This is a genomic window from Mangrovicoccus sp. HB161399, from assembly GCF_013184745.1.
Lineage (GTDB): Bacteria > Pseudomonadota > Alphaproteobacteria > Rhodobacterales > Rhodobacteraceae > Mangrovicoccus.
On sequence record NZ_JAATVU010000007.1, the window covers coordinates 145,498 to 169,678 of the forward strand.

Sequence of the window (24,181 nt, forward strand, 5' to 3'; positions counted from 1 at the left end):
GGAATGACGGATGAGCTCGGGACTTCTGGCGCTGCTCGATGACGTGGCGCTGATTGCGAAGACGGCGGCGGCTTCGGTCGATGACGTGGCGGGGATGACCGCCAAGGCGGGCTCCAAGGCCGCGGGCGTGGTGATCGACGACGCGGCCGTGACGCCGCGCTATGTCCTGGGCTTCTCGCCGGCGCGGGAAATTCCGATCGTCTGGAAGATCGCCAAGGGCTCGATCTTCAACAAGCTGGTCATCCTGCTGCCCGGCGCGCTGATCCTCAGCCAGTTCGCGCCATGGGCGATCACGCCGATCCTGATGGCCGGCGGCCTGTTCCTCTGCTTCGAGGGGGCCGAGAAGGTGATCGAGCTGTTCCGCCCGCACGAGGAGGACGGCGGCGAGGTGCCCGAACCGGGCACCGACTTGGAGAAGACCCGGGTGAATTCCGCGATCAAGACCGACCTGATCCTCTCCGCCGAGATCATGGCGATCTCGCTGAGTTCGCTGCCGGAGTCGCCGCTGTGGGAACAGGCCGTCGTGCTGGCCGCGGTGGGCGTGGCGATCACTGCGGGCGTCTACGGCGCGGTGGCGCTGATCGTGAAGGCCGACGATATCGGGCTGCACCTGGCGGAGAACAGCGGCTCCGGGGCAGTGAAGGTCTTCGGGCGGGGACTCGTGCGGTCGATGCCCTGGGTGCTGTTCGCGCTGGCCAAGATCGGCATGGTCGCGATGCTCTGGGTCGGCGGCGGCATCCTGCTGCACGGCTCGGAGGAACTGGGCCTGCACGCCCCGGCGGAGCTGGTGCACCACCTGTCGGAGGCCGCCGGCCATGCGGTGCCGTTTGTCGGCTGGCTGGCCACGGCAGTCGGGTCCGCGGTCCTGGGGCTGGCGGTCGGCTTCTGCCTGGTGCCGCTCGGCCATCTCGTGTCGCGGCTGCGCGGCAGCCACTGAGCCGCTCCGGGGATGTTAGCAGGCTCCTAAGGCAAGCCCCTGATTTTTAGGGATTCGGCGCTTTGAGAAGCGGGATGATTCCTGTATTGTCATGGGACATCGGCACATTTGCGCCATGAACGGAATCGCGGACAGGGGTGTGTCCGGGGTGGAAGAGAGGGTTCCGGACCGCCGGAACCCTCTTTGCATTTCAGGCCCTATTCGGCCGGGGAATGGCCGGCCGCGTCATGCACGGCATCGGCCAGGCGCTTCTCGGTCTCGGGATCGATGTCCAGCTCGTGGCCGCTCTCCATCCCGGCATTGGGATCGTTGAACTTGGCGATGTCGAGCTTGCCCTCGGTCTTTGCGACCAGGACCGTCACCATCGCGTCGCCGGTCACGTTCACCGCAGTGCGCAGCATGTCCATCAGCCGGTCGACGCCGAGGATGATCGCGATGCCGTCGAGCGGCAGCCCGACCTGGCCCAGCACCATGGTCAGCATCACCATGCCGACGCCCGGCACGCCCGCGGTGCCGATCGAGGCAAGCACCGCCATGCCGATCACCGTCAGGTAGCCCGAGACGCCCAGGTCCACGCCGTAGACATTGGCGATGAACACCGTGGCCACGCCCTGCATGATCGCGGTGCCGTCCATGTTGATGGTGGCGCCGAAGGGGATGGTGAAGGAAGCGACCGACTGGTCCGCCCCCATCCGCTCGGTCACGCCCTGGTAGTTGACCGGGATCGTCGCCGAGGACGAGGCGGTCGAGAAGGCGAAGACCTGGGTCGGCCACATCTTCTTCAGGAAGGTGACGGGGTTCAGGCCGGAGAAGACCTTGAAGATGACCATCAGCACGATGAAGCAGTGCAGAACCAGCGCCAGCACCAGCGACGAGACATAGCCCAGCACCGGCAGGAAGACGACCAGGCCTTCCTGGGCGAAGACCTTGGCGATCAGGCAGAACACGCCGTAGGGCGCGAAATGCATGACGATCTCGACGATCTTCATCATCAGCTCGTTCATGTATTCGCAGGCCTGCAGGAACGGCTTCGAGATGTCGCCAAGCATCAGCGCCGCCACGGCAAGCACGATGACGTAGAAGATGATCTGCAGCATCTGGCCGTTGGCGGCCGCGGCAATCGGGTTCGAGGGCACGATGTCGGCGATCACGCTCCAGGCCGAGGGGGCCTCCTTGCCCGCGACCGATCCGGCCTCGACGCCGGACATCTCGAAGCCGCTGCCGGGCCCGATGATCAGCGAGATGCCGATCGCCATCATGATCGCCAGCGCCGTCGTGGCGATGTAGAGCACCAGCGACTTGCCGCCGACCCGGCCGAGCGCCGAGATGTCGCCGATCCCGGCCACGCCGCAGATCAGCGAGAAGATGACCAGCGGCACGACCAGCATCTTCAGCGCGTTCATGAAGATGGTGCCGACCATGGAGAACAGCCCGTTTACGAGGAAGCTGTTCAGGAAGCCGAGGTCGATCGCGTTCAGGATCAGGCCGACGATTATGCCGCCGGCCATTGCGATGAGTATCTTTGCGGTCAGCGACATGCGCTTCCCGTCCGCTGTTGCATCCGGACTTGCCATGCGGATTCTCCTGCTTTCCCTGTTGTCGTCACGACAAGGATACGCCGGGATCGCCGCCGGCCTAGGGTGGAGTGCCCGAATTTCTGCCATCTGCGCTCCGGAGCGGCGGCATCTGCGGCATGATTAGGCAGAAATCCGGCCAGTTGCGTCCATCCTTGCGGATCGCGCCGGGGCAAATGGTGCCGCCGCTCCTGCCGGTCCGCCATGCCCGATGCGCACCGGAATGGGCCGCGCCCGGGCTGCCGCCGATCGGGTCCTGCTCAGGGCGCCACGCCGCCCATCTCGCAGATGATGCGCCATTCCCGGTCCGAAACCGGCTGCACCGAGAGCCGGGAATTCTTCACCAGGACCATCTCCGACAGGCGCGGATCCGCCTTGATCCGGTCGAGCGTCACCGGCGTGGCCAGGGAGGCCACCGCCCGGACATCCACGCATTCCCAGCGGGCATCGTCGGTGGTGCTGTCGGGATGCGCCTCGGCGCAGACCTCCACGACGCCGACCACGGATTTTTCCTTCTGCGAGAGATAGAACAGGCAGCGGTCGCCCAGCGACATCTCGCGCATGAAGTTGCGCGCCTGGTAGTTGCGCACGCCGTTCCATTCCTCGCCGGCATCGCCCTTGGCGACCTGATCCTCCCAGGACCAGGTGGACGCTTCGGATTTCAGCAGCCAGTAGCGCATTCGGGTCTCCTCGGTCGGCGTCCTCTGGATGCGGTCCGCGGGCGGCGCGAGTCAAGCATGTGTCGCATGGGCGGAACCATTCTGTAATGCTAGTAGTTCGCAACAAGGAACGGGGCGGGTGAACGGGCAGTAACCATCATGAACAGTTTGTCGGACCGCACGCGCGCAGGCATGTCCGCGGTTCTGGCCGGAGAGCCGGGCAGCTGGCGACGGCGGCTGCTCTTCGCCGGACCGGCCGTGGTGGCCTCGGTCGCCTACATGGATCCCGGCAACTACGCGACGAACATCCAGGCCGGGGCCGGCTACGGCTACCAGCTGCTCTGGGTCGTCCTGCTTGCCAACCTGATCGCCATGCTCTTCCAGGGGCTCTCGGCGCGGCTGGGCATCGTCACCGGCAAGAACCTGGCCGAGCTGTCGCGCGACCACCTTCCCCGGCCGCTGGTCTGGGTGATGTGGGCGGTCAGCGAGGTCGCCGCCATGGCGACCGACCTGGCCGAGTTCCTCGGCGGCGCGATCGGCCTGTCGCTGCTCTTCGGCCTGCCGCTTCTGGCGGGGATGGCGGTCACCGCCATCGTGACCTACGGGCTGCTGATGTTCGAGGGCCGCGGCTTCCGCCCGATGGAGCTGATCATCGGCGCGCTCGTCGGCGTGATCGGGCTGTGCTACCTCGCCGAGATGGTGATCGCGCCGGTCGAATGGGGCGCCGCCGGGGCTGGCCTGGTCACGCCGGCGCTGCCCGACAGCATGGCGCTGACCATCGCCGTCGGGATCATCGGCGCCACGGTGATGCCGCATGCGATCTACCTGCATTCCGGCCTGACCCAGGCCCGGGCAAGGCCGCGCAACGATGCCGAGCGGCGGCGGCTGCTGCGCTTCTCCAATTCCGAGGTGGTGGTGGCCCTTGCCGTGGCGGGGATGATCAACATGGCGATGGTGATCACCGCGGCCAGCGCCTTCCATCGCGGCCATTCCGAGGTGGCCGAGATCGAGACCGCGTATCACACGCTGACTCCGCTGCTGGGCGGGGCGGCGGCCGGGGCCTTCCTGATCTCGCTGATCGCCTCGGGGATCTCGAGCTCGGTGGTGGGCACCATGGCCGGGCAGATGATCATGCAGGGCTTCCTGCGGTTCCGCGTGCCGATCTGGCTGCGCCGCGCCGTGACCATGGCGCCGGCCTTCGCGGTGGTGATCGCCGGGGTCAATGCAACGCAGGCGCTGGTGATGAGCCAGGTCGTGCTGTCGATCGCTCTGCCGGTGCCGATGCTGGCGCTGGTTCTGTTCGCGGCGCGGCGCGACGTGATGGGCGCCTTCGCGGTGTCGAAGCCCGTTCTCGCGCTCGCGCTGGCCGGCGCCGTGCTGGTGCTCGGGCTGAATTTCGTGCTGCTCGCCGATTTCTTCGGGGCGCCCTTGCCCTTCCTGGCGGGCTGAGGCGCCGGGCAGGGCCGGCGCGGGTCCTGCCGGCATGGGCGCAGCACCGGCCGCGGCACGTCCTTGCGTCGGCTCAGCCGACGACGCGCTTCCAGTGCATCACCTGCACGCTGTCGAACAGATCCGCCTTTGCATAGGGATCGTTCGCCGCCCAGTCCGCCGCCTGATCTTCGGTCTCGACATTCAGGATCACCAGCGACCCGATCATCTGGCCTTCGGGATCGAGGAACGGGCCGGCCTGCTCGACTGCGCCGGTCTCGGCGATATAGGCCAGATGCGCCTCGCGGTTGGCCTTGCGGATTTCCAGCGCGCCGGGCTTGTCGAAGCAGATCAGGGTGTAGGGCATGGGACGGCTCCTCGTTGCGTCTGCCCGTGTTCCTAGCAGCACCGGCGCGGCGATCAAGGCGGCATCGCGGCCCGGAGCCTCACTCCGCGTAGATCATCTTCTTGGTCATGCCGCCATCGACCGGCAGAAGCTGCCCGGTGACGAAGCCCGCATCGGCGAGGTAGAGCACCGCCCCGGCAATGTCCCCGGGCCGGCCGACGCGGCCCGCCGGATGCTGGGCATGGTCGATTTCCGACAGGTCGCCGGCATCGGTGATCCAGCCCGGCGCGATTGCATTGACGCGGATTGCCGGTCCCAGCTGCACCGCCAGGGCCTGGGTCAGCGCCACCAGCCCGCCCTTGGCCGCGGCATAGGCGAAGTCCCAGCCTTCGGACATCAGGGCCCGGGTCGAGGCCATCATGACGACGGAGCCGCCCCTGCGCATCTTCGGGACCGCGGCACGGGTCACCAGGAAGGCGCCGGTCAGGTGGCTGCCGATCATCGCATTCCAGTCGTCCAGCCGGGTGGCCGAAATGTCCGGGGTCGAGGTGCCGACCAGACCGCCATTGTTCACGACCAGGTCGAGCGCGTCCCAGCCGAGCGCGTCGAAGGCGGCAGCGACCGAGGCTTCGTCCGAGAGGTCGCAGCGGATCTGGTGCCCGGCGGAGCCTTCCTTCAGGTCGAAGCTCGCGACCTCCCAGCCCTCCGCAATCAGCGCCTCGCAGATGGCCGTTCCGATCAGCCCGGCGCCGCCGGTGACGATGGCCCGCTTCATGGTTCTTCCCTCCGTGCCGGCTCCGCCTGCGGAGCCTGTTCCTCTTTCAGCGGCCGCGCCATCAGGTCGGCCAGCGCCTCGTGCACCGAGACCTCGCCATCGACCAGCGCGGCGACCGCGCGGGTGATCGGCAGGTCGAGCCCGCTGCGGTCGGCCAGCCGGGCCATCGCCCGCGCCGTCGCCGCGCCCTCGACGGTCATGGACGGATCGAACGCGTCTCCCCGGCCGAGCGCCAGGCCCCTGCGGTAGTTCCGCGACTGCTCGGAGGTGCAGGTCAGCACCAGGTCGCCGAAGCCCGACAGGCCGGTCAGCGTCTCGGGCCGCGCGCCCAGATGCGCCGCGGCGCGGGACATCTCGGCAAAGCCGCGGGTCATGGTCGCCGCCCGCGCGCTGTCGCCCAACCCGGCACCGATGACCGCGCCGGCCGCGATGGCGATGACGTTCTTCAGCGCCCCGCCCAGCTCCGCGCCGGCGAGGTCGTCGGTCAGGTAGAGCCTGAGCGACGGAGTCGACAGCCGCGCCTGCAGCGCCGCGGCCTCCGGGCCGGCGCAGGCCAGGGTCAGAGCGGTGGGCAGGCCGCGGGCGATGTCGGCGGCGAAGCTCGGCCCGGTCAGCACCGCGGGAACGGCGCCGGGGGCGAGATCGCGGATCAGCTGCGAGGGGCCGGTGAGGCGCGCCAGGTCGATGCCCTTGCAGCAGGCGGCAAGCGTCTGCCCGGGCCAGAGCGCCGGATGCGCGTCCAGCAGCCCGCCGAGAGCCTGCATCGGCACGGCCAGCAGGATCGCCTCCGCCCCGGCCAGCGCGCCGGCGTCCCCGGTCACCTCCAGCCCGTCGGGAAAGGCGATTCCGGGCAGGCGCGGGCTTTCGCGGGTCTCGGCCATGGCGCCCGGATCGCGCGCCCAGAGCCGGACCTGATGGCCGTCGCGGGCCAGCGTGATGGCAAGCGAGGTGCCGAAGGCACCGGCCCCCATCACGCCGATCACGCCTTGGGCCCCTTCTTGCCGGAGCCGAGAAGCGCCGGGCTGCGCTGGTCGAGCGGCCAGCGCGGACGGGCCGACAGGTCCATCCCGTCGGTCTCGCCGCGGCGGAAGCGTTCCAGCCCCGCCCAGGCGATCATCGCGCCGTTGTCGGTGCAGAGCTTCAGGGGCGGCGCGAGGAAGGGCACGTCGCCCGCCACTTCGGTCAGCCGGGTGCGCAGCGCCTGGTTCGCCGCGACGCCGCCGGCAACGGCAAAGGCGGTGAGGCTCAGCCCGCGCCCGGCGCAGTCGGCCAGCGCACGGCGGGATTTCTCTGCCAGGACGTCGGCCACCGCGGCCTGGAAGCCGGCGCAGAGATCGGCGCGGTCCTCCACGGTCAGCCCGCCCTTGCCCTCCATCGCCTTGTCGCGGGCGCGGATCAGCGCGGTCTTCAGTCCGGAGAAGCTGAGATCGCAGCCGGGCCGGTCGAGCAGCGGGCGGGGGAAACGGAACCGTGCAGGATCGCCCTTCGCCGCCTCGCGCTCCACCGCCGGGCCGCCCGGCTGTTCCAGCCCGAGGAGCTTCGCGGTCTTGTCGAAGGCCTCGCCCGGGGCGTCGTCGATCGTGCCGCCGAGCCGGGTGAAGCTGTCGGGCCCTTCGGCCACCAGGAACTGGCAGTGCCCGCCCGACACCAGCAGCATCAGGTAGGGAAATGCGATGCCGTCGGTCAGCCGCGGGGTCAGCGCATGGCCCGCCAGATGGTTGACGCCGACCAGCGGCTTTCCCGTGCCCATGGCGATGCCCTTGGCGCACATCACGCCGGCCAGCACGCCGCCGATCAGGCCGGGACCGGCGGTGACCGCGACGACATCCACCGCCGAAAGCGGCAGGCCCGCGGCCTCCAGCGCCTGTTCGACCGCCAGGTCCATCTTCTCGGCATGGGCGCGGGCGGCAAGCTCGGGCACCACGCCGCCGAAGGGCGCGTGCAGCGCAGCCTGGCCCAGGACGACATTGGCGAGGATTTCGGGCGCTTCGCCCGGCACATGGCGGAGGATGGCCGCGGCGGTGTCGTCGCAGCTGCTTTCCATCCCGAGCACGGTCAGCGCCCGGTCTTGACCCGTTGTTCTCTCCATGTCCGGCAGCTAGCATCGGGGACCGTCCGCCACAAGCTTGCCGAGGCTCCCGTGCCGCATGCGCCCCTGCTCCTGACCCGGCCCGCCCCCGAGTCGCGCCGCTTCGCCGCCGAGGTGCGCGCCCGGCTGGGTGCGGGCAGGGTGGTGATCTCGCCGGTCATGGTGATCGTGCCGAGCCGCGGCCTGCCAGATTGCACCGGCATCGCGGGGGTGATCCTGACCTCGGCCAAGGCGCTGGTGCCGGGGCTGCAGCTGCCAGCTAGGCTGCCGGCCTATTGCGTCGGCGCACGCACGGCGGCGGCGGCGGCGGCGGCCGGGCTGGATGCCCGCTCGGCGGAGGGCGCGCTGCCCGAATTGCAGGCGCTCCTGCTGGCGGAACGTCCGGCGGGCCGGCTCCTGCACCTGCGGGGCGCGCATGTCTCGGCACCGCTGGCCGGCCCGCTGCGCGCGGCGGGACTCGCCGTGGAGGAGGCCGTGACCTACGATCAGGTCCCGGTTCCGCCCGTTCCGGAGGCAGCCGCGCTTCTGGCAGCGCCGGGCCCGGTGCTGCTGCCGGTTTTCTCGGCGCGCACGGCACGGCTGCTGGCGCCGTTCCTCGAAGGCGCTGCCGCGCAACTCGTTGTTGCGGCAATCAGCCCCGCTGTGGCGGATGCCCTGCCTGTGCAGAGTGCCGCCAGACTCGACGTGGCCACGCGTCCGGATTCCGGGGCCGTGCTGGACCTGCTTGCCAAGCAAGACGCCAGTTTGCGTGCTTGAGAATTCGAACGCCGCCGGTCTAAGTTGCAATTCGGGACAGACCCGGCGGACAGCTCCAGGGAGAGGACGCAGTTTTGAGTACGGATGACAAGCGCGGGCGGCAGAACAAGGCCGCCGACGGCAAGGCAACCGAAAAGGACATCTCGGCGGCCCCGCCCGAGGTAGAGGATGCCGAGATCGTCTCCGAGACCTTGCCCGAGGGCGAGACCGCAGAGACCGGCGCATCTGTCGCTCAGGCGGATCCCGAGATGACCAAGGAAGAGGCAGAGGCGGCCGTCGGAGAGCCGGTCCTCGAAAAGACCGAGCCGGCGGCCGAGCCGGTTCCCGCGGAAGAGCAGGCCGCCCCGGAGACCCCGGCGGAAGAGGCCCCTGCCGCGGCAACGGAGCCCGAGGCGGAAGACGAGAAGCCCGGACCGGCCCCGGCGGCCGCGCCCGTTGCCGCTCCGGCACCGGCCTCCCATGGCGGCGGCGTCTTTTCCACCGTCTTCGGCGGCGTGCTGGCCGCGCTGGTCGGCTTCGGCGCAGCGCAGTTCATCAAGGTTGACTGGATGGCGATGACCGGCTTCGGCAAGAACCCGGTCGCGGCGCAGCTGGAGCAGGTGGAAGGCCGGCTCGACAAGCTGGAGGCCGACAACAGCGCCTCGGTCGAAACCGCCGTCGGCAAGGTCGCGGGCGAGCTTTCGGGCCAGTTCGGCGGCATGTCCGGCCAGTTCGACCAGCTGGTCTCCAATCTCGGCAGCCTGCAGGACAGCGTGTCGGGCACGCTCGGATCGGTGAACGAGACCCTGTCGGGCGCCAAGGACCAGATGGAAACCGTCGCCACGGCGATGACCAATGTGGAGTCGCGGCTGCAGGGCTTCGGCGAGCGCATCGGCGGCCTGGACGAGCGCATGGCCGAGGTCGACAAGCGCCTCGTCGCGGTCGAGCAGCGCCCGCTGGTGGAAAGCTCCGACACCGCCAAGGCAGCCTTCGATTCCTACGAGCGCCAGCTCGAGGAGCTGCGCTCCATCCTGGCGCAGCAGCGCGAGGATGCCGACGGGCTCGAAAAGCGGCTGACCGACATTTCCGCGGCCTCCGCGGCCGAGCTGACGGCGATGCAGGAAGAGGCCAGGAAGGATCTGGCTTCCGCCCAGGATGCGGCCGCGGCGCAGGTCGCCGCCGCCGAGGAACGCGCCCGCCAGGCCGAGGCCGATGCCGAGGCGCGCGCCCAGGCGGCCGTCGCCCAGGCGGCGCTGGCCCAGGTCGTGGCCGCCCTCAATGCCGGCATCCCCTACGAGACCGCGCTGCCAGCGCTGCAGGCCGTGACCGATGTCCCGCAGGTGATCCTCGACAACGGCGGCTCGGGCATCCCGACGGTGCTGGAGCTGCAGGAAAGCTTCACGCCCGCGGCACGCGACGCGCTCCAGGCCTCGCTGACGACGACCATGACCGAGGACCCGGCGGACCGGCTGCTCGCCTTCCTGCGCACCCAGACCGGGGTCCGGTCGCTGGAGGCGCGCGAGGGCGACGATCCGGATGCAGTGCTGTCGCGGATGACGGTTGCGATCGAAGAGGGCGATCTGGCCGCTGCGCTCGGCGAGCTGGGCACGCTGCCCGAGGCCGGCCAGGAAGAGCTGTCGGCCTGGGCCGCGCAGGCACAGGCGCGGGTCGATGCCGATGCCGCCCTGCCGGACCTGGCCGCCGCCGTGAACACGAACTGAGGACAAGATCATGCTCTGGACCCTTATCAAGATTCTTGTCTTCATCGCGGTCATCGTCGGCCTCGAATATGCGGTCACGATCATCGCCGGTTCCGGCGAGAACCTGACCGTGATCTTCGGCGGCTACGAGGTCACGCTGGGCCCGCTCCAGGCGGTCGTCGCGGCGATCGCGCTGTTCGTGGCGGTTTGGATCGTGCTGCGGCTGGTCGGGCTGCTGATCGCGCTGCTGCGCTTCATCGCCGGCGACAAGACCGCCTTCACCCGCTGGTTCTACCGCTACCGCGAAAAGCGCGGCAACGAGCTGATGACCGAGGGCATGCTGGCGCTGGCCTCCGGCGACAGCAAGCTGGCACTGCGCAAGGCGCTGAAGGCCGACGGCAAGCTCGCCGACAATTCCGCGGCGATCCTGCTCGAGGCCCAGGCCGCCGAGCAGATGGGCGACCGCACCCAGGCGATCGAGTGCTACAAGAAGCTGCTGTCGAACGACAAGACGCGCTTCGTGGCGATCCGCGGCCTGATGCGGCAGAAGCAGGCGGAGGGCGACGAGGCCACCGCCCGCAAGCTCGCCGAGAACGCGCTGCAGCTGAAGCCAGACAATTCCGAGACCGCAGACCAGCTGTTCCTCATGCAGACGCATGAGAAGGACTGGTCGGGTGCGCGGGCGACGCTGGGGCTGAAGCGCAAGTACAAGTCGGCGCCGAAGGACCTGGCCAAGCGGCGCGACGGGCTGCTGGCGCTCTGCCAGTCCTGGGACCTCCGCCGCGAGGGCAAGCTAGAGGACGCGCGCAAGGCGGCGCTGGACGCGGCGCGGGAACTGCCGAACTTCGCGCCTGCCGTGGTCGAGGGTGCCAAGGCGCAGATGGAGATGGGCTCGGGCGCCAAGGCGGCGCAGCTGATCCGCACCGCCTGGGCGTCGGAACCCCATCCGTCGCTGGCCGCGGCCTATGCCGCGATCGATCCCGCCGAGACCCCGGAGAAGCGGGTGAAGCGCTTCGGCGACCTCGTGCGCAAGGATCCGTCCCATCCGGAGGCCCGGATGCTGATGGCCGAGCTCAACATCGCCGCCGAGAACTTCCCCGAGGCGCGGCGCGCATTGGGCGATCTGGTCGAGACGGCGCCGACGGCGCGCGTGATGACGCTGATGGCGGCGGTCGAGCGCGGCGAGGGCGGGTCGGACACGGCCGTGAAGGCCTGGCTGGCCAAGGCGGTCACCGCGCCCAGGGGCAATGCCTGGGTCTGCGAAGTCGAGGGCGCGGTCTATGCCGAATGGCAGCCGGTCTGCGATGTCTGCGGCAGCTTCGACACGCTGAGCTGGAAGCCGGCCCCGGCTTCCGAGGTGATGCCGGAGGTCTCCGCGGGCATGCTGCCGCTGATCGTCGGCGCGCTCGAGGACAAGGCGGCCGGGCCCGGCCCGGAAGAGGCGGAGACCGTCGAGGGTGCCGCCGAAGAATCGACCGAAAAAGCGTAATTTCGGTCTTTCGCTGGTAGCAGGGATTTGCTACCAGCCGCTCTACGGTGCTACGCAGCACCGGCGCCGCAGTAGCTCAGCTGGTAGAGCACGTCATTCGTAATGATGGGGTCGGGGGTTCGAGTCCCTTCTGCGGCACCACTTCTTCCCAAGACATGGTTACGTTCTTCCATCGTTTTCCCTTTGGGCTCCTTTTGTGCTCGATTTGGAAGGCCGCGGTAGGTCCGTGACCCAGTTGTTGCCCATGCCGCTACTACGCGATTACTATTCTGGGCATGGCGACATTCATTAAGACCGATTTCGGATGGCAGGCTCAGGTCGCGCGGCGCGTCGACGGAAAGAGCGTGCGGAAGGCAAAGACCTTCAAGACCAAGCGCGATGCCCAGATTTGGGCCCGCGAGTTCGAGGTCGAGATTTCCAAGGAGACTGCTGCCACCAGTCAGGACACCATGGCCCAGGTGTTCGACCGGTACGGCCGGGAGCGGTCCTCCAAGAAGAAAGGCGAGCGCTGGGAGATAATCCGCCTCGAACGATTCAAGACCGACCCAGCCAACGGCAAGCCGCTCGGTGAGCATCTCATAGGCGAGATTGCGGGCGCCGACATTGCAGCTTGGCGTGACAGGCGCCTCAATGAGGTGAAGCCCGCCAGCGTCAGGCGCGAAATGAACCTGCTGAAGCACGTCTTCACCTGCGCCATCAACGACTGGGAGTTGATACAGGTCAGCCCCATGGCCAAAGTCACCCGCCCGGCCGGCAGCAAGCGCCGGAAGCGTCGTGTCCTGCCGGATGAAATCGAGAAGATCAGTGCAGCGCTCGATCTGGAAATGGAACCGTGGGTTAGCGAGAAGCAGATCACCGGCGCCGCGTTCCTCTTCGCTATCGAGACCGCCATGCGCTCCGGAGAGATCCTCGCGATTCGGAACCGCGACGTGAGCGGTATGGTCGTCCATGTTCCTGAGACCAAGAACGATCACGAGCGCTACGTCCCCATGACGGCACGGGCGGCAGAGATCTTGGCCAAGGTGCGCAACGGAAATGCAGAGTCCGATGCACGCCCGTTCGATATCGACGCTGTGAGCCGTGACAGCCGGTTCCGGGCTGCTGCTGCGAAGGCAGGTATCGTCGACCTGCATTTCCACGACACGCGCCATGAGGGCATCACCCGCTTGGCGAAGCGGCTTCAAATCCTCGATCTGGCGCGCATGACTGGTCATAAGGACGTGAATGAACTCCTGACCTACTACGAGGCGTCGGGGGCGGAGCTGGCCGAGCTGCTCAACGCATCCACCTCCCGCGACGAAATCAGGTAGGGGCAGCCATCGCCGCCGGAGAACCGGGTGAAGCGGCCATCGCGGATCCAGTTGCGGATGGTCTTCTCGCTCTTGCCCAGGCGCGTCGCGACGGTGGGGACGGGGAGCCATGCCTCCGGTGCGGTGGTGGCCTGCATCGCGTCGCGGACGGCCGCGCCGATCAGGCTGCGCAATTCGTCAGGAGTGATGAGGATAACGCCGTTCATTCGGAACCTCGTGTGGTGGGAGAATTGAACAATCGGAAGGGCACCGGGATGCCCTCGCGGCTGGTCAGCCCCCGGCGCGAATAAGGCGCCGGGGCGATCTGTCAGGCGTACTCGGGGTAGGCCTCGTTGAGCACCTTGCCTGCATCGTAGCCCAACGCCGCGGCAACCTTCGCGAAGACGGCCGTGACGTTCAGGGCAGTGATCGCCATGGCTTCTGAATTGATCGGCTTGATGGTGCCGTCTTCGCTGAGTTGGACGCTAACGACGCCATCGCACGCGATCAGGTAAGTCGTGCCCAGCCTGGGGTGGAACGGCAGGCCGGGCTTGCGGCCATCGGCGGCCACCGACGCGAAATGCCCGGCAAGCTCGAAAGCTTGCGCGGGCTGATAGCTGAGCTTGTCCATGGCGGAAGTCGCAGTGGCGATCTGCATGAGCTGAACGAACGAGTATGTCCGCGCGCGCCCCTTGCTGCCTCCGCCTCCGGTCCCGGCGATGAGACCGCGGTTCGTCCAGTCCGAGATGCGTTTGGGTTCGTAGCCGATCGCCTGACCGATGGATTGGACGGTATAGTTCTGTTCAAAGAGTTCCATTGGCATCTGCTCCGTGTGTGCCTCAAGAACACAGTAACGCGCTGCGCGTTTATCGTAAAGCGCTAAACGCGCTTAACGTTCTTTGCCGACATCTCCAACGCCTCCCCCGCCAGAGCACTGATCACGCCGAACTGCCGCCCCATCGCATCGTGGAATGTCTCCGGCGTCAGGAACCGGCCGGTATCGCTGGCCGCCAACCCCATGGTCGCGAGAGCGTCGATCTCGGCCAGCACGTCGGTGAGGGTACGTTCCTCGGTCATGCCATCGCCTCCGCCATGGCGACGATCTCGCGCAGCACCGGTTCAGACTCCTGGAAGTCGGCACCTGAGAAGCATTCGCCCTGCATCGTGATCGCGGCCAGCTTGAGGATGACGTCCCGCGCATCGCGGCTCGGTACGGAGCACATCCTGTTTTCGAGAGCGCCCCGCTCATCGTTGAGCCGCTCGAACTCATCCTCGGGCAGGTTTCCACCCTCTTCGGATTCGAGGAAAGTCCAGCGAGCCAGCCATTCACGGTACATTGCGGCAACGGGCGTCTCGGCCGCGGCAGGCATGGCGACGGCAGGGAGCGCCGCGGCTGCACCCGCGTAAGGCGCCATGGCCAGGAAGCGGCGGCGGTTGAGAGCGGACAAAGCGGTATCGTTCGCGCAGGCGCGGTCTTCGGTCATCGGTGTCTCTCCTGGTTAGGTCTGGTCGGCTTCGATCTGCTTCCGCAGCATCAGGACAATCTGAGCAGTCACCGAACGGCACTCATGCCCGGCGATCTCGCGCAGCTGATCCAGTAGGTCGGTCGGCAGGTTGAGCTTGAAGTGCTTGGTGTCGGCTTTCATGCGTCCCTCCATGGTCCCAATATGGACCATAAGGGTTCATTGCGTCAAGAACCTAATTGGTCCAACGATGCACCATGCAGGAATCGACCGTACAGTTTAAGCTCAACATGCCGTCCTCGCTCCGCGACAGGATCGGAGAAGCCGCTGAGAAGAGCGGTCGGTCCCTCACGGCTGAGATTATCGCGCGCCTAGAAGGATCGTTCGAAACCAGCGAAAAGCTCGAAGATATCTTGGCGACATACGACGAGCTTTGGGTCAAGGTTGAGAAGCTGGAAGAGATGGTTGCCAAGCATGATCAACGCCTTAACCCAAGCGACTATCAGTGGCTTGATTAATCACGCAACTGCCGGGCATCGTGGCTTTGGTCGCGGCGGACAGGCCTGGGTCGGCACGCTCGGCGTCACGGAGCTGGCGGGACTCGTGGAGGAAGCGCTTACCTCCAACATCCTTCGGAGAAATCAACGGACCATCATTGGAACCTTGATCCGACTTCCGATCTCCACCGTGCGACCTAGCTTCCCCACGGTCCTGCGCCGCGTCGTATTTGTCTGCGAAAGCGTTCAGGACGAGAACGCTTTCCCGCGCTGGCCATCTTTGGCCACCTTCCGTCTCCCGGTTCAGCGTCGGCACCGGCAATCATAAGCAGATTGACGCATGACATATTCTCGTTTCTAGATGGTCGGCACCGATGGCTGTACTCCCAAGGCGGCTTTCTCGGTCCCTTAAGTAAACTGTGCCGTCACGCTCCGTAGTGGCGGCACATTTTTTGGCCGTCTACATCTTCTCTGTTTCGAACTCATCCACCAGCCGCTGCCGCTATGAAAGAAAATTCCACCTGTAGCGCTACACAATCATACGTTGAGTTGACTCATGTTGAATACGTGCCAAAGGTTATCGGCATTGACCGAAAGCACTTCCATTCGGATATTTGCAATCAAGAAACTGTGCCGCCAGTTCCCTTTGTGGCGGCACAGTTTTTTGCTGGGACGACGGCACGCCAGCCCATACCCCCCCAGAGAAAAAGGTGCCGCCACGGAGGTAAGCGGCGGCACAGACACTCATATGACCGGGTGAGCACTACTGGGAGAGAGCGCTCGGTCTCACCCTTAAATGATGCATTCCCAGATTACGTTTCGTCAATTCTACTTAAGGATGATTAAAGTGGCTAAGAGTCTCTGGAGATTGATCATCTGAACGCCATGACACGAACAGGATCACGCGGTCGCCCGCCTCTCAGTTCATGAACTGCGCGAAGGGATCATCTTCGTCGGCGTCCGGCTTCTGCCAGACCTTGCTGCGGTCAGTCGGGGATGCCCCGAGCTTGCCGATCGCCGTGTTGGCTGCAGAGAGCATGGACGCGGGCACCAGCTCGCCAGCTTTGGCCAGCATGCGGACCTGCCCGATGGCCACGCATGCCGCCTCCAGCGCTTGCCTGTCGGCTCTCACAAGCCAGGGCAGGTTTTCCGAGCACTCGGCCCAGACTGCTTTCGCATCGGTCGGCAGATAGGCAGGCGGGTCGCCTACGGGATCGTCGCTGACCGCCGGTTCCGATCGGCCGCGGAATCGCTCCGGGTGCGCCTTGTCCGCCCCTGTGAGGCGTGCCTTGCTGAGCGGTGTCTTGGGTCTTGGCACGGGCGCCTCGCTGTTGCTGGTGAGATGTGGCCGGGCGCGTTCTCGCCCGCGCCCGGCCCTTGTTGAGCGCCCCCGGTTCCGCCGTAGCGCCCTGCGCCGCGCCCCGGATGGAGGAAAGGGGCCGCGCCGTCTCGGGGTTGTTTCCGTACTCGCCGAGTGAACGGGGGTGCTTTGGCTCAAGCAACAAAGCCGGGGGCATCCTCCCCTTGTTCTTAGCCCTGCACGCCCGTGATGGTGTGGAACGCACCAGGCTGGGAGACCGCCACGTCGGCCCGCATGTAGGCCAGGAGGCCGTACTGCATGTTGCCGGCGAAGTGCTCCCTCAGAACGGTCACGGTGATATTCGTGCGCATGCCGATCAGCAGGTGCCGGAAGTTGCCGACGATGACGGAGCTTTCGTTCGTCCCGACGCCGCCGTCGATCGGCAGCGCAGTCGTGGTCAGCACCGGGATCGGCTCCAGGACGCGCGGCATGATGAGCGGGTTTCCGTTGGTGTCCACCATCTCGGCAATGGCGCCCTCGTCGCGCGGGTGCATGATGATGGCCGAGACCGGCCCGGCATTCGCCGACAGGATGCCCGTGCGCGCCCGCACAAGCGGGATGTAGCTCGAAATGGCGTCATCATGCGCCGTCGTGCCGATGCCGACCGTATTGGCCACGCCGCGCGGCTCCGGGGCGGTGCCAGAACCGATCAGCGCCACCCGGTCCAGCTCCTTCGCCAGGGCGACGGACATGATCCGGGGCAGCTCGGTCTGCAGGTTGACGCTGTCCTCCATCAGTTCGAAGGAGATCTTCGTCAGGACGGCCAGCGACTTCGGCTGCAGGGGCACGCTGTCGAAAGTCGGCTCGGACTCGGTGACCGCCGAGTTTTCCGTGCGCCATGCCGGAACCGGGTCGGTCGCCAGACGCGCGATGACGTGGTCGTCCGAGGTAAGGGGCACCATGCGGGCGCCCGCAGCGTTCACGACGGACGCCGCCCGCATCTTGTCGATGAGCTGCGAGGAAAGCGTCGTCGGCACGGTGTAGCCGCCTGCGCTGTCCGAGCCTTCCGCCAGCGCCCGGCGCTCGGTGTCGGTCTTCGCCCCGACGATCATGGAGCGCAGATAGCCGCCCAGGGAGAGGCCGCGGTAGGGATCCGGGGAGGCCGCCTGCGCCCAGGTGGTCATTCGGTCCTCGGGGCCGAGCAGCTTCGAGAGGATCTCGTCCTCTTCGGTGCGTACCCTCTCGCCAAAATAGCTGTAGCTGCCGTCATCCACGCCTTTCGCAGTCCCGTCCGGGCGACCAATGGGGGGTGGAATAGTGCCATCGTGCTCGCGAGGGTCGCGGTTGCCGATGCTGTTGCGGTAGTCGCGCTCGCCCTCCAGGTCGTTCACGGCCTCCATGAGAACGTTGAAAGTGTTCTCGATCTCAGACTGACGGCTTTCCGGCACGCCGTCCGTGATCTTCTCGATCAGGCCGCTTGCCGTGGACCGAAGGGTGTTCACGGACTTGCCGATGTCTGCCCAGGTCATGCTGTAGGACTCAAGATCGGATAGGTTGCGCACGCCGAGGTCGCGCAGCACGGTTTGGGCGTTCTTCTTCACCAGAATGTCGGCCGAGTGATGGGAAAATCGGATGGTCATTGCCGTTGTTCCGTTCGATATGCCGGGCACGCGAAAGCGACCTCGGCGTGAGGGTCACATTTCGCGCGCGGCCATCGGCTTTGCGGAAAACGGGGTGGGAGCCGCACCATCGGTGCCGTGCTCGTTGGGGTCACTATACGACATCTTGATTCTGGGTCCAAGAGTCTTGAGTCGGTATGCCGTTGCATGCGGAAATGTTTGAATCGGAGATGTGCGAGAGTGGCTGACCCGCCGCGGTCCCTGACCAAAACACTCAGACTTTTTACCACCCCCTCCCCATGGCATGCTGTTGTCGCGTACTGCCGTCATCCGTTCTCTCCGAAGATGCTGGCGACGATCTCGCACTCACTGTCTGCTGCGAGCTGCCGGGCCAGCGCCGCCGCCTCGCTGTAGTCGTCGCCGGTCCAGACGTTGAAAGCGGCGCCCTCGCTGTCGATGAGGTCCACCACGAAGACACGCTGCCGGGTGCACTTCTCCAGTCCGGACCACAACCCGACCTTGCTGACGGTTGCTTCGGTGTTCTGCTCTTTGGTCATGCCCTGCCTCTCACGCCAAACTGGCGAAGGTCGTGCTCTCGCGCTGCCTGTGCCGCGTGTGCTTGGACAATCTGCATGAGAGCGGCGGTCAGCCCGTCCGGCCCCTCACGGCCATTGACCGAGGCGTAGAAGCTCGACGCGTGGGCGAGCATTGCGGACGCCAGGGACCGCACATCCTCCCCGGCCATTTGGGCCTCGATTGTGGCGTTGGAGATTGCCTCAAATGCGCGGAAGTCTTCGGGTGCTTTTGTCATGTGGATGTCTCCGGGTTGCCGGAGGTCACACTTGCGGCACGGGTCACACGTTGGCACGCGTGTTTGCCATTATAAGCGCCACGCGCGCGTAGCCGGTATAATGCAGAACACGCGTGACCTGCCGTGACCCGTGACCTTGCCGTGACCCTACTCATTGCCGGGCACCTCCATGAAGGGCAGCTCGACGCCGAACCAGACCCGGCCGGAGGCACCGTTCAACTTCTTGTAGCCGTCCGCGAACCCGTGGCGCCGCATCTTGCCAGCGAAGGTCTTCTGGTTGCCGGGTTCCTCGCCTGCAGCACGGGCGTAGTTGGTCCAGTCCTTGAAGAGCTTGGCCTTGGCCTCGTAGATGGACTGGTCACCGGGCCGCGCGGTCACGCGGTCCTGCAGCCATTGCTGCAACAGGTCCTGCTCGCTGAAATACTCGGCCGTCGCCGCCGTGATGCTTTCGGGGCGCTCCAGGCCGCCCTGGCGCCACGCTACGGCGCCCTCGATCATCCAGCGCAGGATGCCGGGCCATTCCGTCTGCAGCTTCTCTTCGAGCTGGCGGTCGGGGTTCTTCGGCTTGACCGTGAAGGGCACGATGTTGAACCTGCGCCGCGCCGCGTCGTCCACGTTGGCCAGGGCGGGGGCGTGGTTCCCGACGATGGTCAGCTTGAATTGCGGGGTGTAGGTGAAGAAGTCCTGACGCATGAACCGCGCGGTGATCGGGTCGCCGCCGGTCATCTGCTTGATGCGGGCTTCGGCCCATGCGCGGCCTTCCTCGGTCTCGGAGGCGGAGACCAGACGCGCACCGCGGAGAAGCGCCAACTCGGTCGGATGCTTGTCGCCCCGGCTCGACACGAACGTATCCATGGCCGCGGTCGTGGCGTAGTCGCCCATGATGCGGGTCACGGTGTTGAGGAAGACGGACTTCCCGTTGCCGCCGCCACCGTAGATGAAGATGAGCTGGTGTTCCCGCGTGTCGCCGGTCAGGCAGTAGCCACACCAGCGTTTCAGGAACTCGACAACGCCCGCGTCTCCGCTGGTCGCCTGCTCCAGGAACCGCAGCCAGTTCGGGCAGTCTGCATGTTCGGCCGGAGCGACAGCGGCGTGTTTCGTGATGCCGGCGGCAGGGTCTGCCGTCAGCGACCTGCCATTGCGCAGGTCCACAGCGCCGCCAGGGACGCCCAAGATGTAGGGGTCCTGGTCCCACACGTCAGTGGTCACGGCATGCGCAGGGTCGCATTGGGCGAACTTCTCCACGCCCGCAGCGAAGGCGCGCTTGCGCACCGTCGCGCGCTCGCCGTCCTTGGCATCCTCGGACAGGTCGCGCGCCACCTCGCGGCAGAGCGAGAAGGCTTTCCCGGTGCCGTCGTCGGCCCACTTGTCGCCGGTCCACGTGTGCCACTTCCCGGTGTTGTGGTCGTAGCGCATGGTGTTGCGGTAGCGCTCGGTGAAAGCCAGTGCCACGCCGTCCTCGGTCAGTTCGAAGCGCCCGCTCTGGTTTGGCACGGAGGGGCGCTGAACGGGCCTCCTGGGCGCGGCATTGGCCTGCCGCTCCTGCGGGTGCCTGGGGTTCCGCTTGCCCGCTTCCAGCCCGCTGCGGATCGTGTCGAGCACCGCCTTCTGGTCTTCCCGCAGCAAGCCGTTGCGGTCGGCAGCGTCGGTCAGTGCAGCGACGACATGCGCCTCGTCCAGATGGCCGCCCGCGACGATGCCGCCCAGGCTGTAGGCTGCCTTGTTGAGCGCATGATTGCGGGTGCCGTTCGCGGCATTGGCTACATCGGCAACCTCGCCGTCGAGCGCGGCGGAGGCCCAGGCACCGGCGCGGGATGCGTCGGAGACGGGAGCCGGTGCAGGATCATAGGTCGGGCGCCGCGCCTCGCGCTGCTGCTGCTCGCGGTCGCGGAGTTCCTGCGGGTATTTCGGAAGCTGCATCTCAGACATAGCCGCCCCCGCACATGTCCCAGGCATAGCCGGGCCGCTCCGGGTCCTTCCGTGACGGGGGCAGGACGATGAAGCCGCCATCGCCGCGCACGTCCACGCCATCGGCCATCACGGACGCTGAGTTGCGCACCTCTTCGTCGATCGCAGCGAAGTAGACATGCAGGCCGCCGCTCGGCGTCGTAGCCACCACGGGCGAGAGGCGCAGCGGGTCAATGCCGATCGCCAGCAGGTTCGCCAGTCCGTCGACGCCGTTCTTGCGGTCGATGTCGAGGACCACCAGCCCGGAGCGCGCGCCGGTCGGCATGCCAATCATGGCCAGCGGCCAGCGTTGCCACCAGTCGTAGATCTGATCCTGATTCGTGGTCGCGCCGTCCTTCCACTTCACCAGCGGACGCTTGTCGGAGCCTACGGGGAAGACCGGGCGCCCGCGTTCGGCATAGTTCAGCGCGGCATTCCGCAGCTCGCGCTTGAAGCGGTGGAGGGGGTGCTCTGGATCGCCGAGGTAGCGCATCGGGAGGAAGCGGTAGCGGTAACGAGGTGCCGTTTCGGTGGACAGGCGGCCCCGCGTCGGGGTATCTTTCCCGCGAAGCACGTCAGCTTTGCAGTTGATATCAGCCCCGTTCGCAGTTGCCCCTGCGGGCGGGGTTTTCTCTTTCTGGCGCTGAATTACTACGTCTTTACGATCCTCAATGGCTACAGCATTGAAAAGGATGGACTCTCGGTGCCCTTCTGCGGCACCACTTAAGTCAAGCACTTACAGCAAGATCAACGTCAGCCCGAAAATTCGCGGCGACCACATGGCGACCACCGCGCGCAGTTTCATAGGCCCTGCGGTGCCGCCAGACCGGGAATCGGAAGCAGCGTCAGCATGATCACGCCGCGCGGCGGCGCGGGGCGGAGCCCTGTCGCGTAAAATTTCCACCTCAGCCCCATTCCGCGAAAAGCAGGGGCACTGGGCCGAAGCGCTCCCCACCATGTCAATCGGCTCGCAAATTTGACCCCCTGTCGGCGTCCAAAAATGACCCCCTCATGCACAACGGAAGCTGGCCCGATGCGGTGTAGCCACCACACAGCGCAGCCGCGTCGGGCCAGCGGGGTTTCGGCTATTCACGGGTCTTGAAGCGCCAGCTCTCGTTGCCTGTTTCGACGATGTCGCAGTGATGGGTCAGGCGATCGAGGAGGGCGGTCGTCATCTTTGCGTCGCCGAACACCGATGGCCATTCGCTGAAGTCGAGGTTGGTCGTGACGATGACGGAAGTGCGCTCGTAGAGGCGGCTGATGAGGTGGAACAGGAGCTGGCCGCCGGTCTGGGCGAACGGGAGATACCCCAGTTCGTCGAGGATCAAGAAGTCGAGGCGGCAGAGCAGGTCGGTGATGCGGCCCTGGCGATCGGCACGGGCCTCGGCGTCGAGTTTGTTCACGAGGTCCACGACGTTGAAGAACCGACCGCGCTTGCCGCACCTGATGCAGGATCGCGCGATACTGACGGCAAGATGCGACTTGCCGGTCCCGGTGCCGCCGATCAGCACGACATTGCGCTGCCGGTCGAGGAAGTCGCCGGTGGCGAGGTCCCGTACCAGCGTCTCGTTCACGGGCGTGTCCTCGAAGGCGAACTCGTCGACCTCCTTCGCCAACGGCAGCCGCGCGATGGTCATCTGGTACTTGATCGAGCGCGCCAGCTTCTCGTTCAGCTCCGCGCTCAACAGGTCGCCGACAATTTGCTGCGGCTCGTGCTGGCGCTTTACCGCCGTGGCGATCAGCTCATCGTATGCCGCCTTCATCCCGTACAACTTCAGCTGGCTCATCGCGTCCAGCACCTGCGATCTTTCCATGGGTGGGTCTCCTCAGGCTGTCATAGCGTTTGCAGTCGGCCACAGGCTCATGTGTCAGACGCAGGGCGTCCGGCGTGGTAATCGTCAGCGGTGGTGGTTGTTCGCGATGGCGCGCGAGGATGTTCAGGACGACGGCTGCCGCGGGCGCGCCTTCGTTCAGCGCCTCGGCGCAGGCGGCTTCGGCGGCCTCCAAGCCGTCCGACGGGATCATGCTCAGGACCTGAACCATCTGCCGGTCGCCGTTCGGCACCTTGCCGAGCTTGCGCTGCACGCGCTTGATCGCGGGCGGAAGATCCCACTCCCTGAACGGTGCGCCATTACGCAGAGCGCCAGGTTTGCGAGCAAGAACAGGGATATAGTGCAGAGGGTCGTAGATGTCCTTGTTGCGACCGTAGGCGCGATCGTGCTGGCCCACGACCTTGCCGTCCTGCCAGAACTCGATGCGCTCCGCATAGGCGCGGATCTCGACGGGGCGCCCGACCGCGCGGGCGTCCACCGAGTATCGGTTGTTGTCGAACCGGACGAGGCAGGTCTTGGACACCGCGGCCGGCACGGCATGATAGCCATCAAATGGTCCGACATAGGGAACCAGGCTCACGCGCTCGGCCTGGAATACATCCCAGGTCGTGCGATCCTTGAGTTCCGGGTGGGGGTTGACCTTGGCCCAGGCCACGCAGCGATCCTCGAGCCAGGCATTGAGCTCAGCGTAGCTCTTGAACCTCGGCCGCGGCACGAAGAAGCGCCGCCTCACGACGCCAACCTGGTTCTCGACCTGGCCCTTCTCCCAGCCGGATGCCGGGGTGCAGGCGACCGGATCGACGAGGTAATGGCCACACATCTGCTGGAAACGCCGGTTGTAGGCTCGGTCACGGCCTACGAAGATCGTGTCCACCGCCGTCTTCATGTTATCGTAGATCCCGCGTGTGCAGGTGCCGCCGAAGAAGGCAAAGGCCTTGTCGTGGGCGTCGAAGACCATCTCCTGGGTCTCGCGGGGATAGGCTCGAACGAACAGCATGCGGCTGTGACACAGGCGGACGTGGGCCACCTTCACCGTGGTCGTGACCCCGTCAATGAGCACGATCTCATGGCTCCAGTCGAACTGGTAAGCCTCGCCGGGATCGAAGGTCAGCGGGACGTACGCCGCTGCCGAGGCTTCGCGTTCTTCCCTGTTCCAGGTCGCGGCATAACGCCGGACGGCATCGTACCCTCCGTTGTAACCGCGGGCTCGCAGCTCCTCGAAAACCCTGACCAGGGTGAGCCGGTCACGCTTCGCCCTCCGGGCATTCGCCGCGAGCATCTTGTCCAGTGCATCGGTCCACGGGCCGATCTTCGGCAACGGCTGAACAGTGCGCTCGTAAGTGAGTTCGGTCACACCGGAACGGATCACCTTGCGTACCGTATTCCGCGAGACCCGGAACTCGCGGCAGATCTCCTTGATCTTCTTCTTCTCCTGTCCTGGAAAAATGCCCGGCGGATCTTCGAAATCGTCTCCACGACCAACATCCCACACTGTGCTCCCCGATGATCTCGGGGGCATCATCACCATCAGTGTAAGGGGGTCATTTTTGGATGCCGATCACCCCCGCCACGGGATCATTTTTGCATGCTTGTTCACACTCCTGAAGATCTTGTGGCATGACGGGGTCGGCATGTCGTTCTACTCCAAGCGGCTGGAGGCCGGGAAGTTCATCTGGCCGGTCAGCGAGGGC

General features: G+C 66.4%; 26 protein-coding genes, 1 tRNA gene and 1 pseudogene. 9 read left to right on the plus strand and 19 right to left on the minus strand.

Annotated elements, in window-relative coordinates; translation table 11 throughout:
- The first annotated feature begins 10 nt into the window (after positions 1-10).
- On the plus strand, positions 11-937 hold the full coding sequence (locus tag HCC78_RS05950) for a DUF808 domain-containing protein (RefSeq protein ID WP_172327828.1): 927 nt from the start codon (positions 11-13) through the stop codon (positions 935-937).
- Between the two features lie 197 nt (positions 938-1,134).
- Here HCC78_RS05950 and HCC78_RS05955 read toward each other — a convergent pair whose 3' ends face one another.
- Both HCC78_RS05955 and HCC78_RS05960 read right to left on the minus strand, forming a co-directional pair.
- Positions 1,135-2,475 carry a dicarboxylate/amino acid:cation symporter gene (locus HCC78_RS05955; protein ID WP_253949056.1) on the minus strand — a complete coding sequence of 447 codons (1,341 nt, stop codon included), beginning with the start codon at positions 2,473-2,475 and terminating at the stop codon, positions 1,135-1,137.
- 296 nt (positions 2,476-2,771) lie between these two features.
- A complete protein-coding gene (locus HCC78_RS05960) occupies positions 2,772-3,191 on the minus strand; it encodes an EVE domain-containing protein (protein WP_172327830.1) in 420 nt (139 codons plus the stop codon).
- 138 nt (positions 3,192-3,329) lie between these two features.
- On the opposite strand from HCC78_RS05960, the gene HCC78_RS05965 reads away from it, so the two are divergent.
- Positions 3,330-4,619 (plus strand): Nramp family divalent metal transporter, encoded by a 1,290-nt coding sequence (locus HCC78_RS05965; protein ID WP_172327831.1) that lies wholly within the window; start codon positions 3,330-3,332, stop codon positions 4,617-4,619.
- 73 nt (positions 4,620-4,692) lie between these two features.
- Here the strand turns inward: HCC78_RS05965 and HCC78_RS05970 are convergent, their stop codons facing one another.
- The 4 genes from HCC78_RS05970 to tsaD all read right to left on the minus strand — a co-directional run bounded on the left by HCC78_RS05970 (position 4,693) and on the right by tsaD (position 7,808).
- Positions 4,693-4,965, minus strand: coding sequence for a YciI family protein (locus tag HCC78_RS05970; protein ID WP_172327832.1), 273 nt, complete (start codon positions 4,963-4,965; stop codon positions 4,693-4,695).
- 79 nt (positions 4,966-5,044) lie between these two features.
- The gene (locus HCC78_RS05975) at positions 5,045-5,719 is read right to left on the minus strand and encodes an SDR family NAD(P)-dependent oxidoreductase (protein ID WP_172327833.1); all 675 of its coding nucleotides are present in this window, start codon (positions 5,717-5,719) and stop codon (positions 5,045-5,047) included.
- Positions 5,716-6,690 (minus strand): NAD(P)H-dependent glycerol-3-phosphate dehydrogenase, encoded by a 975-nt coding sequence (locus HCC78_RS33585; protein WP_253949065.1) that lies wholly within the window; start codon positions 6,688-6,690, stop codon positions 5,716-5,718. The genes HCC78_RS05975 and HCC78_RS33585 overlap by 4 nt, the downstream gene beginning before the upstream one ends.
- Before the next feature lie 8 nt (positions 6,691-6,698).
- Positions 6,699-7,808: a tRNA (adenosine(37)-N6)-threonylcarbamoyltransferase complex transferase subunit TsaD gene (gene tsaD / locus HCC78_RS33590; protein WP_253949057.1), complete on the minus strand. Its 1,110-nt coding sequence runs from the start codon at positions 7,806-7,808 to the stop codon at positions 6,699-6,701.
- 51 nt (positions 7,809-7,859) lie between these two features.
- Here tsaD and HCC78_RS05985 point away from each other — a divergent pair, with 51 nt between their 5' ends.
- The 5 genes from HCC78_RS05985 (at position 7,860) to HCC78_RS06005 (ending at position 13,042) form a co-directional block, all read left to right on the plus strand.
- Positions 7,860-8,564, plus strand: a complete 705-nt coding sequence (locus tag HCC78_RS05985) for a uroporphyrinogen-III synthase (protein WP_371743781.1) — start codon at positions 7,860-7,862, stop codon at positions 8,562-8,564.
- 74 nt (positions 8,565-8,638) lie between these two features.
- The gene (locus HCC78_RS05990) at positions 8,639-10,264 is read left to right on the plus strand and encodes a hypothetical protein (RefSeq protein WP_172327834.1); all 1,626 of its coding nucleotides are present in this window, start codon (positions 8,639-8,641) and stop codon (positions 10,262-10,264) included.
- A gap of 10 nt (positions 10,265-10,274) precedes the next feature.
- Positions 10,275-11,732: a heme biosynthesis protein HemY gene (locus HCC78_RS05995; protein ID WP_172327835.1), complete on the plus strand. Its 1,458-nt coding sequence runs from the start codon at positions 10,275-10,277 to the stop codon at positions 11,730-11,732.
- Between the two features lie 65 nt (positions 11,733-11,797).
- A tRNA-Thr gene (locus HCC78_RS06000) sits at positions 11,798-11,873 on the plus strand.
- Positions 11,874-12,007: 134 nt separating this feature from the next.
- Positions 12,008-13,042 carry a tyrosine-type recombinase/integrase gene (locus tag HCC78_RS06005; protein WP_172327836.1) on the plus strand — a complete coding sequence of 345 codons (1,035 nt, stop codon included), beginning with the start codon at positions 12,008-12,010 and terminating at the stop codon, positions 13,040-13,042.
- On the opposite strand, the gene HCC78_RS06010 is transcribed toward HCC78_RS06005, so the two are convergent.
- The 5 genes from HCC78_RS06010 to HCC78_RS06030 all read right to left on the minus strand — a co-directional run bounded on the left by HCC78_RS06010 (position 12,973) and on the right by HCC78_RS06030 (position 14,667).
- Positions 12,973-13,248: an AlpA family transcriptional regulator gene (locus HCC78_RS06010; RefSeq protein ID WP_172327837.1), complete on the minus strand. Its 276-nt coding sequence runs from the start codon at positions 13,246-13,248 to the stop codon at positions 12,973-12,975. The genes HCC78_RS06005 and HCC78_RS06010 overlap by 70 nt on opposite strands.
- A 101-nt stretch (positions 13,249-13,349) precedes the next feature.
- On the minus strand, positions 13,350-13,838 hold the full coding sequence (locus HCC78_RS06015) for a hypothetical protein (protein WP_172327838.1): 489 nt from the start codon (positions 13,836-13,838) through the stop codon (positions 13,350-13,352).
- Positions 13,839-13,900: 62 nt separating this feature from the next.
- Entirely contained in the window at positions 13,901-14,098 is a 198-nt protein-coding gene (locus HCC78_RS06020; RefSeq protein ID WP_172327839.1) for a hypothetical protein, read from the minus strand.
- Positions 14,095-14,505 carry a hypothetical protein gene (locus tag HCC78_RS06025; RefSeq protein ID WP_172327840.1) on the minus strand — a complete coding sequence of 137 codons (411 nt, stop codon included), beginning with the start codon at positions 14,503-14,505 and terminating at the stop codon, positions 14,095-14,097. The genes HCC78_RS06020 and HCC78_RS06025 overlap by 4 nt, the downstream gene beginning before the upstream one ends.
- Before the next feature lie 15 nt (positions 14,506-14,520).
- Positions 14,521-14,667 carry an Arc family DNA-binding protein gene (locus HCC78_RS06030; protein WP_172327841.1) on the minus strand — a complete coding sequence of 49 codons (147 nt, stop codon included), beginning with the start codon at positions 14,665-14,667 and terminating at the stop codon, positions 14,521-14,523.
- Positions 14,668-14,741: 74 nt separating this feature from the next.
- Here HCC78_RS06030 and HCC78_RS06035 point away from each other — a divergent pair, with 74 nt between their 5' ends.
- Positions 14,742-15,002 carry an Arc family DNA-binding protein gene (locus HCC78_RS06035; RefSeq protein ID WP_172327842.1) on the plus strand — a complete coding sequence of 87 codons (261 nt, stop codon included), beginning with the start codon at positions 14,742-14,744 and terminating at the stop codon, positions 15,000-15,002.
- A gap of 898 nt (positions 15,003-15,900) precedes the next feature.
- On the opposite strand, the gene HCC78_RS06040 is transcribed toward HCC78_RS06035, so the two are convergent.
- The 8 genes and pseudogenes from HCC78_RS06040 to istA all read right to left on the minus strand — a co-directional run bounded on the left by HCC78_RS06040 (position 15,901) and on the right by istA (position 23,975).
- Complete coding sequence (locus HCC78_RS06040; protein WP_172327843.1) at positions 15,901-16,299, minus strand: hypothetical protein; 399 nt, start codon at positions 16,297-16,299, stop codon at positions 15,901-15,903.
- 212 nt (positions 16,300-16,511) lie between these two features.
- Positions 16,512-17,921: a phage major capsid protein gene (locus HCC78_RS06045; RefSeq protein ID WP_172327844.1), complete on the minus strand. Its 1,410-nt coding sequence runs from the start codon at positions 17,919-17,921 to the stop codon at positions 16,512-16,514.
- 305 nt (positions 17,922-18,226) lie between these two features.
- Positions 18,227-18,457, minus strand: a complete 231-nt coding sequence (locus HCC78_RS06050) for a hypothetical protein (RefSeq protein WP_172327845.1) — start codon at positions 18,455-18,457, stop codon at positions 18,227-18,229.
- Complete coding sequence (locus HCC78_RS06055) at positions 18,454-18,711, minus strand: hypothetical protein (protein WP_172327846.1); 258 nt, start codon at positions 18,709-18,711, stop codon at positions 18,454-18,456. Before HCC78_RS06055 ends, HCC78_RS06050 begins: the two co-directional genes overlap by 4 nt.
- 147 nt (positions 18,712-18,858) lie before the next feature.
- Positions 18,859-20,631: a phage/plasmid primase, P4 family gene (locus tag HCC78_RS06060; protein ID WP_216671041.1), complete on the minus strand. Its 1,773-nt coding sequence runs from the start codon at positions 20,629-20,631 to the stop codon at positions 18,859-18,861.
- A 1-nt stretch (position 20,632) separates the two neighbouring features.
- Positions 20,633-21,151, minus strand: coding sequence for a bifunctional DNA primase/polymerase (locus tag HCC78_RS06065; protein ID WP_172327847.1), 519 nt, complete (start codon positions 21,149-21,151; stop codon positions 20,633-20,635).
- 592 nt (positions 21,152-21,743) lie between these two features.
- Positions 21,744-22,472, minus strand: coding sequence for an IS21-like element helper ATPase IstB (gene istB / locus HCC78_RS06070; RefSeq protein ID WP_172327848.1), 729 nt, complete (start codon positions 22,470-22,472; stop codon positions 21,744-21,746).
- Positions 22,402-23,975, minus strand: a pseudogene (gene istA / locus HCC78_RS06075) (IS21 family transposase). The gene istB and the pseudogene istA overlap by 71 nt, the downstream one beginning before the upstream one ends.
- Between istA and tnpB the strand changes: the two are divergent.
- On the plus strand, positions 23,936-24,181 hold a 246-nt coding region (gene tnpB / locus HCC78_RS34720), incomplete at its 3' end, for an IS66 family insertion sequence element accessory protein TnpB (protein WP_216671047.1). The pseudogene istA and the gene tnpB sit on opposite strands and share 40 nt — an antisense overlap.

Bases quoted from the DNA above. Each gene is read 5' to 3' on its own strand.
- HCC78_RS05950 (WP_172327828.1), top strand. From the start codon at position 11: ATGAGCTCGGGACTTCTGGCGCTGCTCGATGACGTGGCGCTGATTGCG.
- HCC78_RS05955 (WP_253949056.1), bottom strand. From the start codon at position 2,475: ATGTCGCTGACCGCAAAGATACTCATCGCAATGGCCGGCGGCATAATC.
- HCC78_RS05960 (WP_172327830.1), bottom strand. From the start codon at position 3,191: ATGCGCTACTGGCTGCTGAAATCCGAAGCGTCCACCTGGTCCTGGGAG.
- HCC78_RS05965 (WP_172327831.1), top strand. From the start codon at position 3,330: ATGAACAGTTTGTCGGACCGCACGCGCGCAGGCATGTCCGCGGTTCTG.
- HCC78_RS05970 (WP_172327832.1), bottom strand. From the start codon at position 4,965: ATGCCCTACACCCTGATCTGCTTCGACAAGCCCGGCGCGCTGGAAATC.
- HCC78_RS05975 (WP_172327833.1), bottom strand. From the start codon at position 5,719: ATGAAGCGGGCCATCGTCACCGGCGGCGCCGGGCTGATCGGAACGGCC.
- HCC78_RS33585 (WP_253949065.1), bottom strand. From the start codon at position 6,690: ATGGGGGCCGGTGCCTTCGGCACCTCGCTTGCCATCACGCTGGCCCGC.
- tsaD (WP_253949057.1), bottom strand. From the start codon at position 7,808: ATGGAGAGAACAACGGGTCAAGACCGGGCGCTGACCGTGCTCGGGATG.
- HCC78_RS05995 (WP_172327835.1), top strand. From the start codon at position 10,275: ATGCTCTGGACCCTTATCAAGATTCTTGTCTTCATCGCGGTCATCGTC.
- HCC78_RS06005 (WP_172327836.1), top strand. From the start codon at position 12,008: ATGGCGACATTCATTAAGACCGATTTCGGATGGCAGGCTCAGGTCGCG.
- HCC78_RS06010 (WP_172327837.1), bottom strand. From the start codon at position 13,248: ATGAACGGCGTTATCCTCATCACTCCTGACGAATTGCGCAGCCTGATC.
- HCC78_RS06015 (WP_172327838.1), bottom strand. From the start codon at position 13,838: ATGGAACTCTTTGAACAGAACTATACCGTCCAATCCATCGGTCAGGCG.
- HCC78_RS06020 (WP_172327839.1), bottom strand. From the start codon at position 14,098: ATGACCGAGGAACGTACCCTCACCGACGTGCTGGCCGAGATCGACGCT.
- HCC78_RS06025 (WP_172327840.1), bottom strand. From the start codon at position 14,505: ATGACCGAAGACCGCGCCTGCGCGAACGATACCGCTTTGTCCGCTCTC.
- HCC78_RS06030 (WP_172327841.1), bottom strand. From the start codon at position 14,667: ATGAAAGCCGACACCAAGCACTTCAAGCTCAACCTGCCGACCGACCTA.
- HCC78_RS06035 (WP_172327842.1), top strand. From the start codon at position 14,742: ATGCAGGAATCGACCGTACAGTTTAAGCTCAACATGCCGTCCTCGCTC.
- HCC78_RS06045 (WP_172327844.1), bottom strand. From the start codon at position 17,921: ATGACCATCCGATTTTCCCATCACTCGGCCGACATTCTGGTGAAGAAG.
- HCC78_RS06050 (WP_172327845.1), bottom strand. From the start codon at position 18,457: ATGACCAAAGAGCAGAACACCGAAGCAACCGTCAGCAAGGTCGGGTTG.
- HCC78_RS06055 (WP_172327846.1), bottom strand. From the start codon at position 18,711: ATGACAAAAGCACCCGAAGACTTCCGCGCATTTGAGGCAATCTCCAAC.
- HCC78_RS06060 (WP_216671041.1), bottom strand. From the start codon at position 20,631: ATGCAGCTTCCGAAATACCCGCAGGAACTCCGCGACCGCGAGCAGCAG.
- HCC78_RS06065 (WP_172327847.1), bottom strand. From the start codon at position 21,151: ATGCGCTACCTCGGCGATCCAGAGCACCCCCTCCACCGCTTCAAGCGC.
- istB (WP_172327848.1), bottom strand. From the start codon at position 22,472: ATGGAAAGATCGCAGGTGCTGGACGCGATGAGCCAGCTGAAGTTGTAC.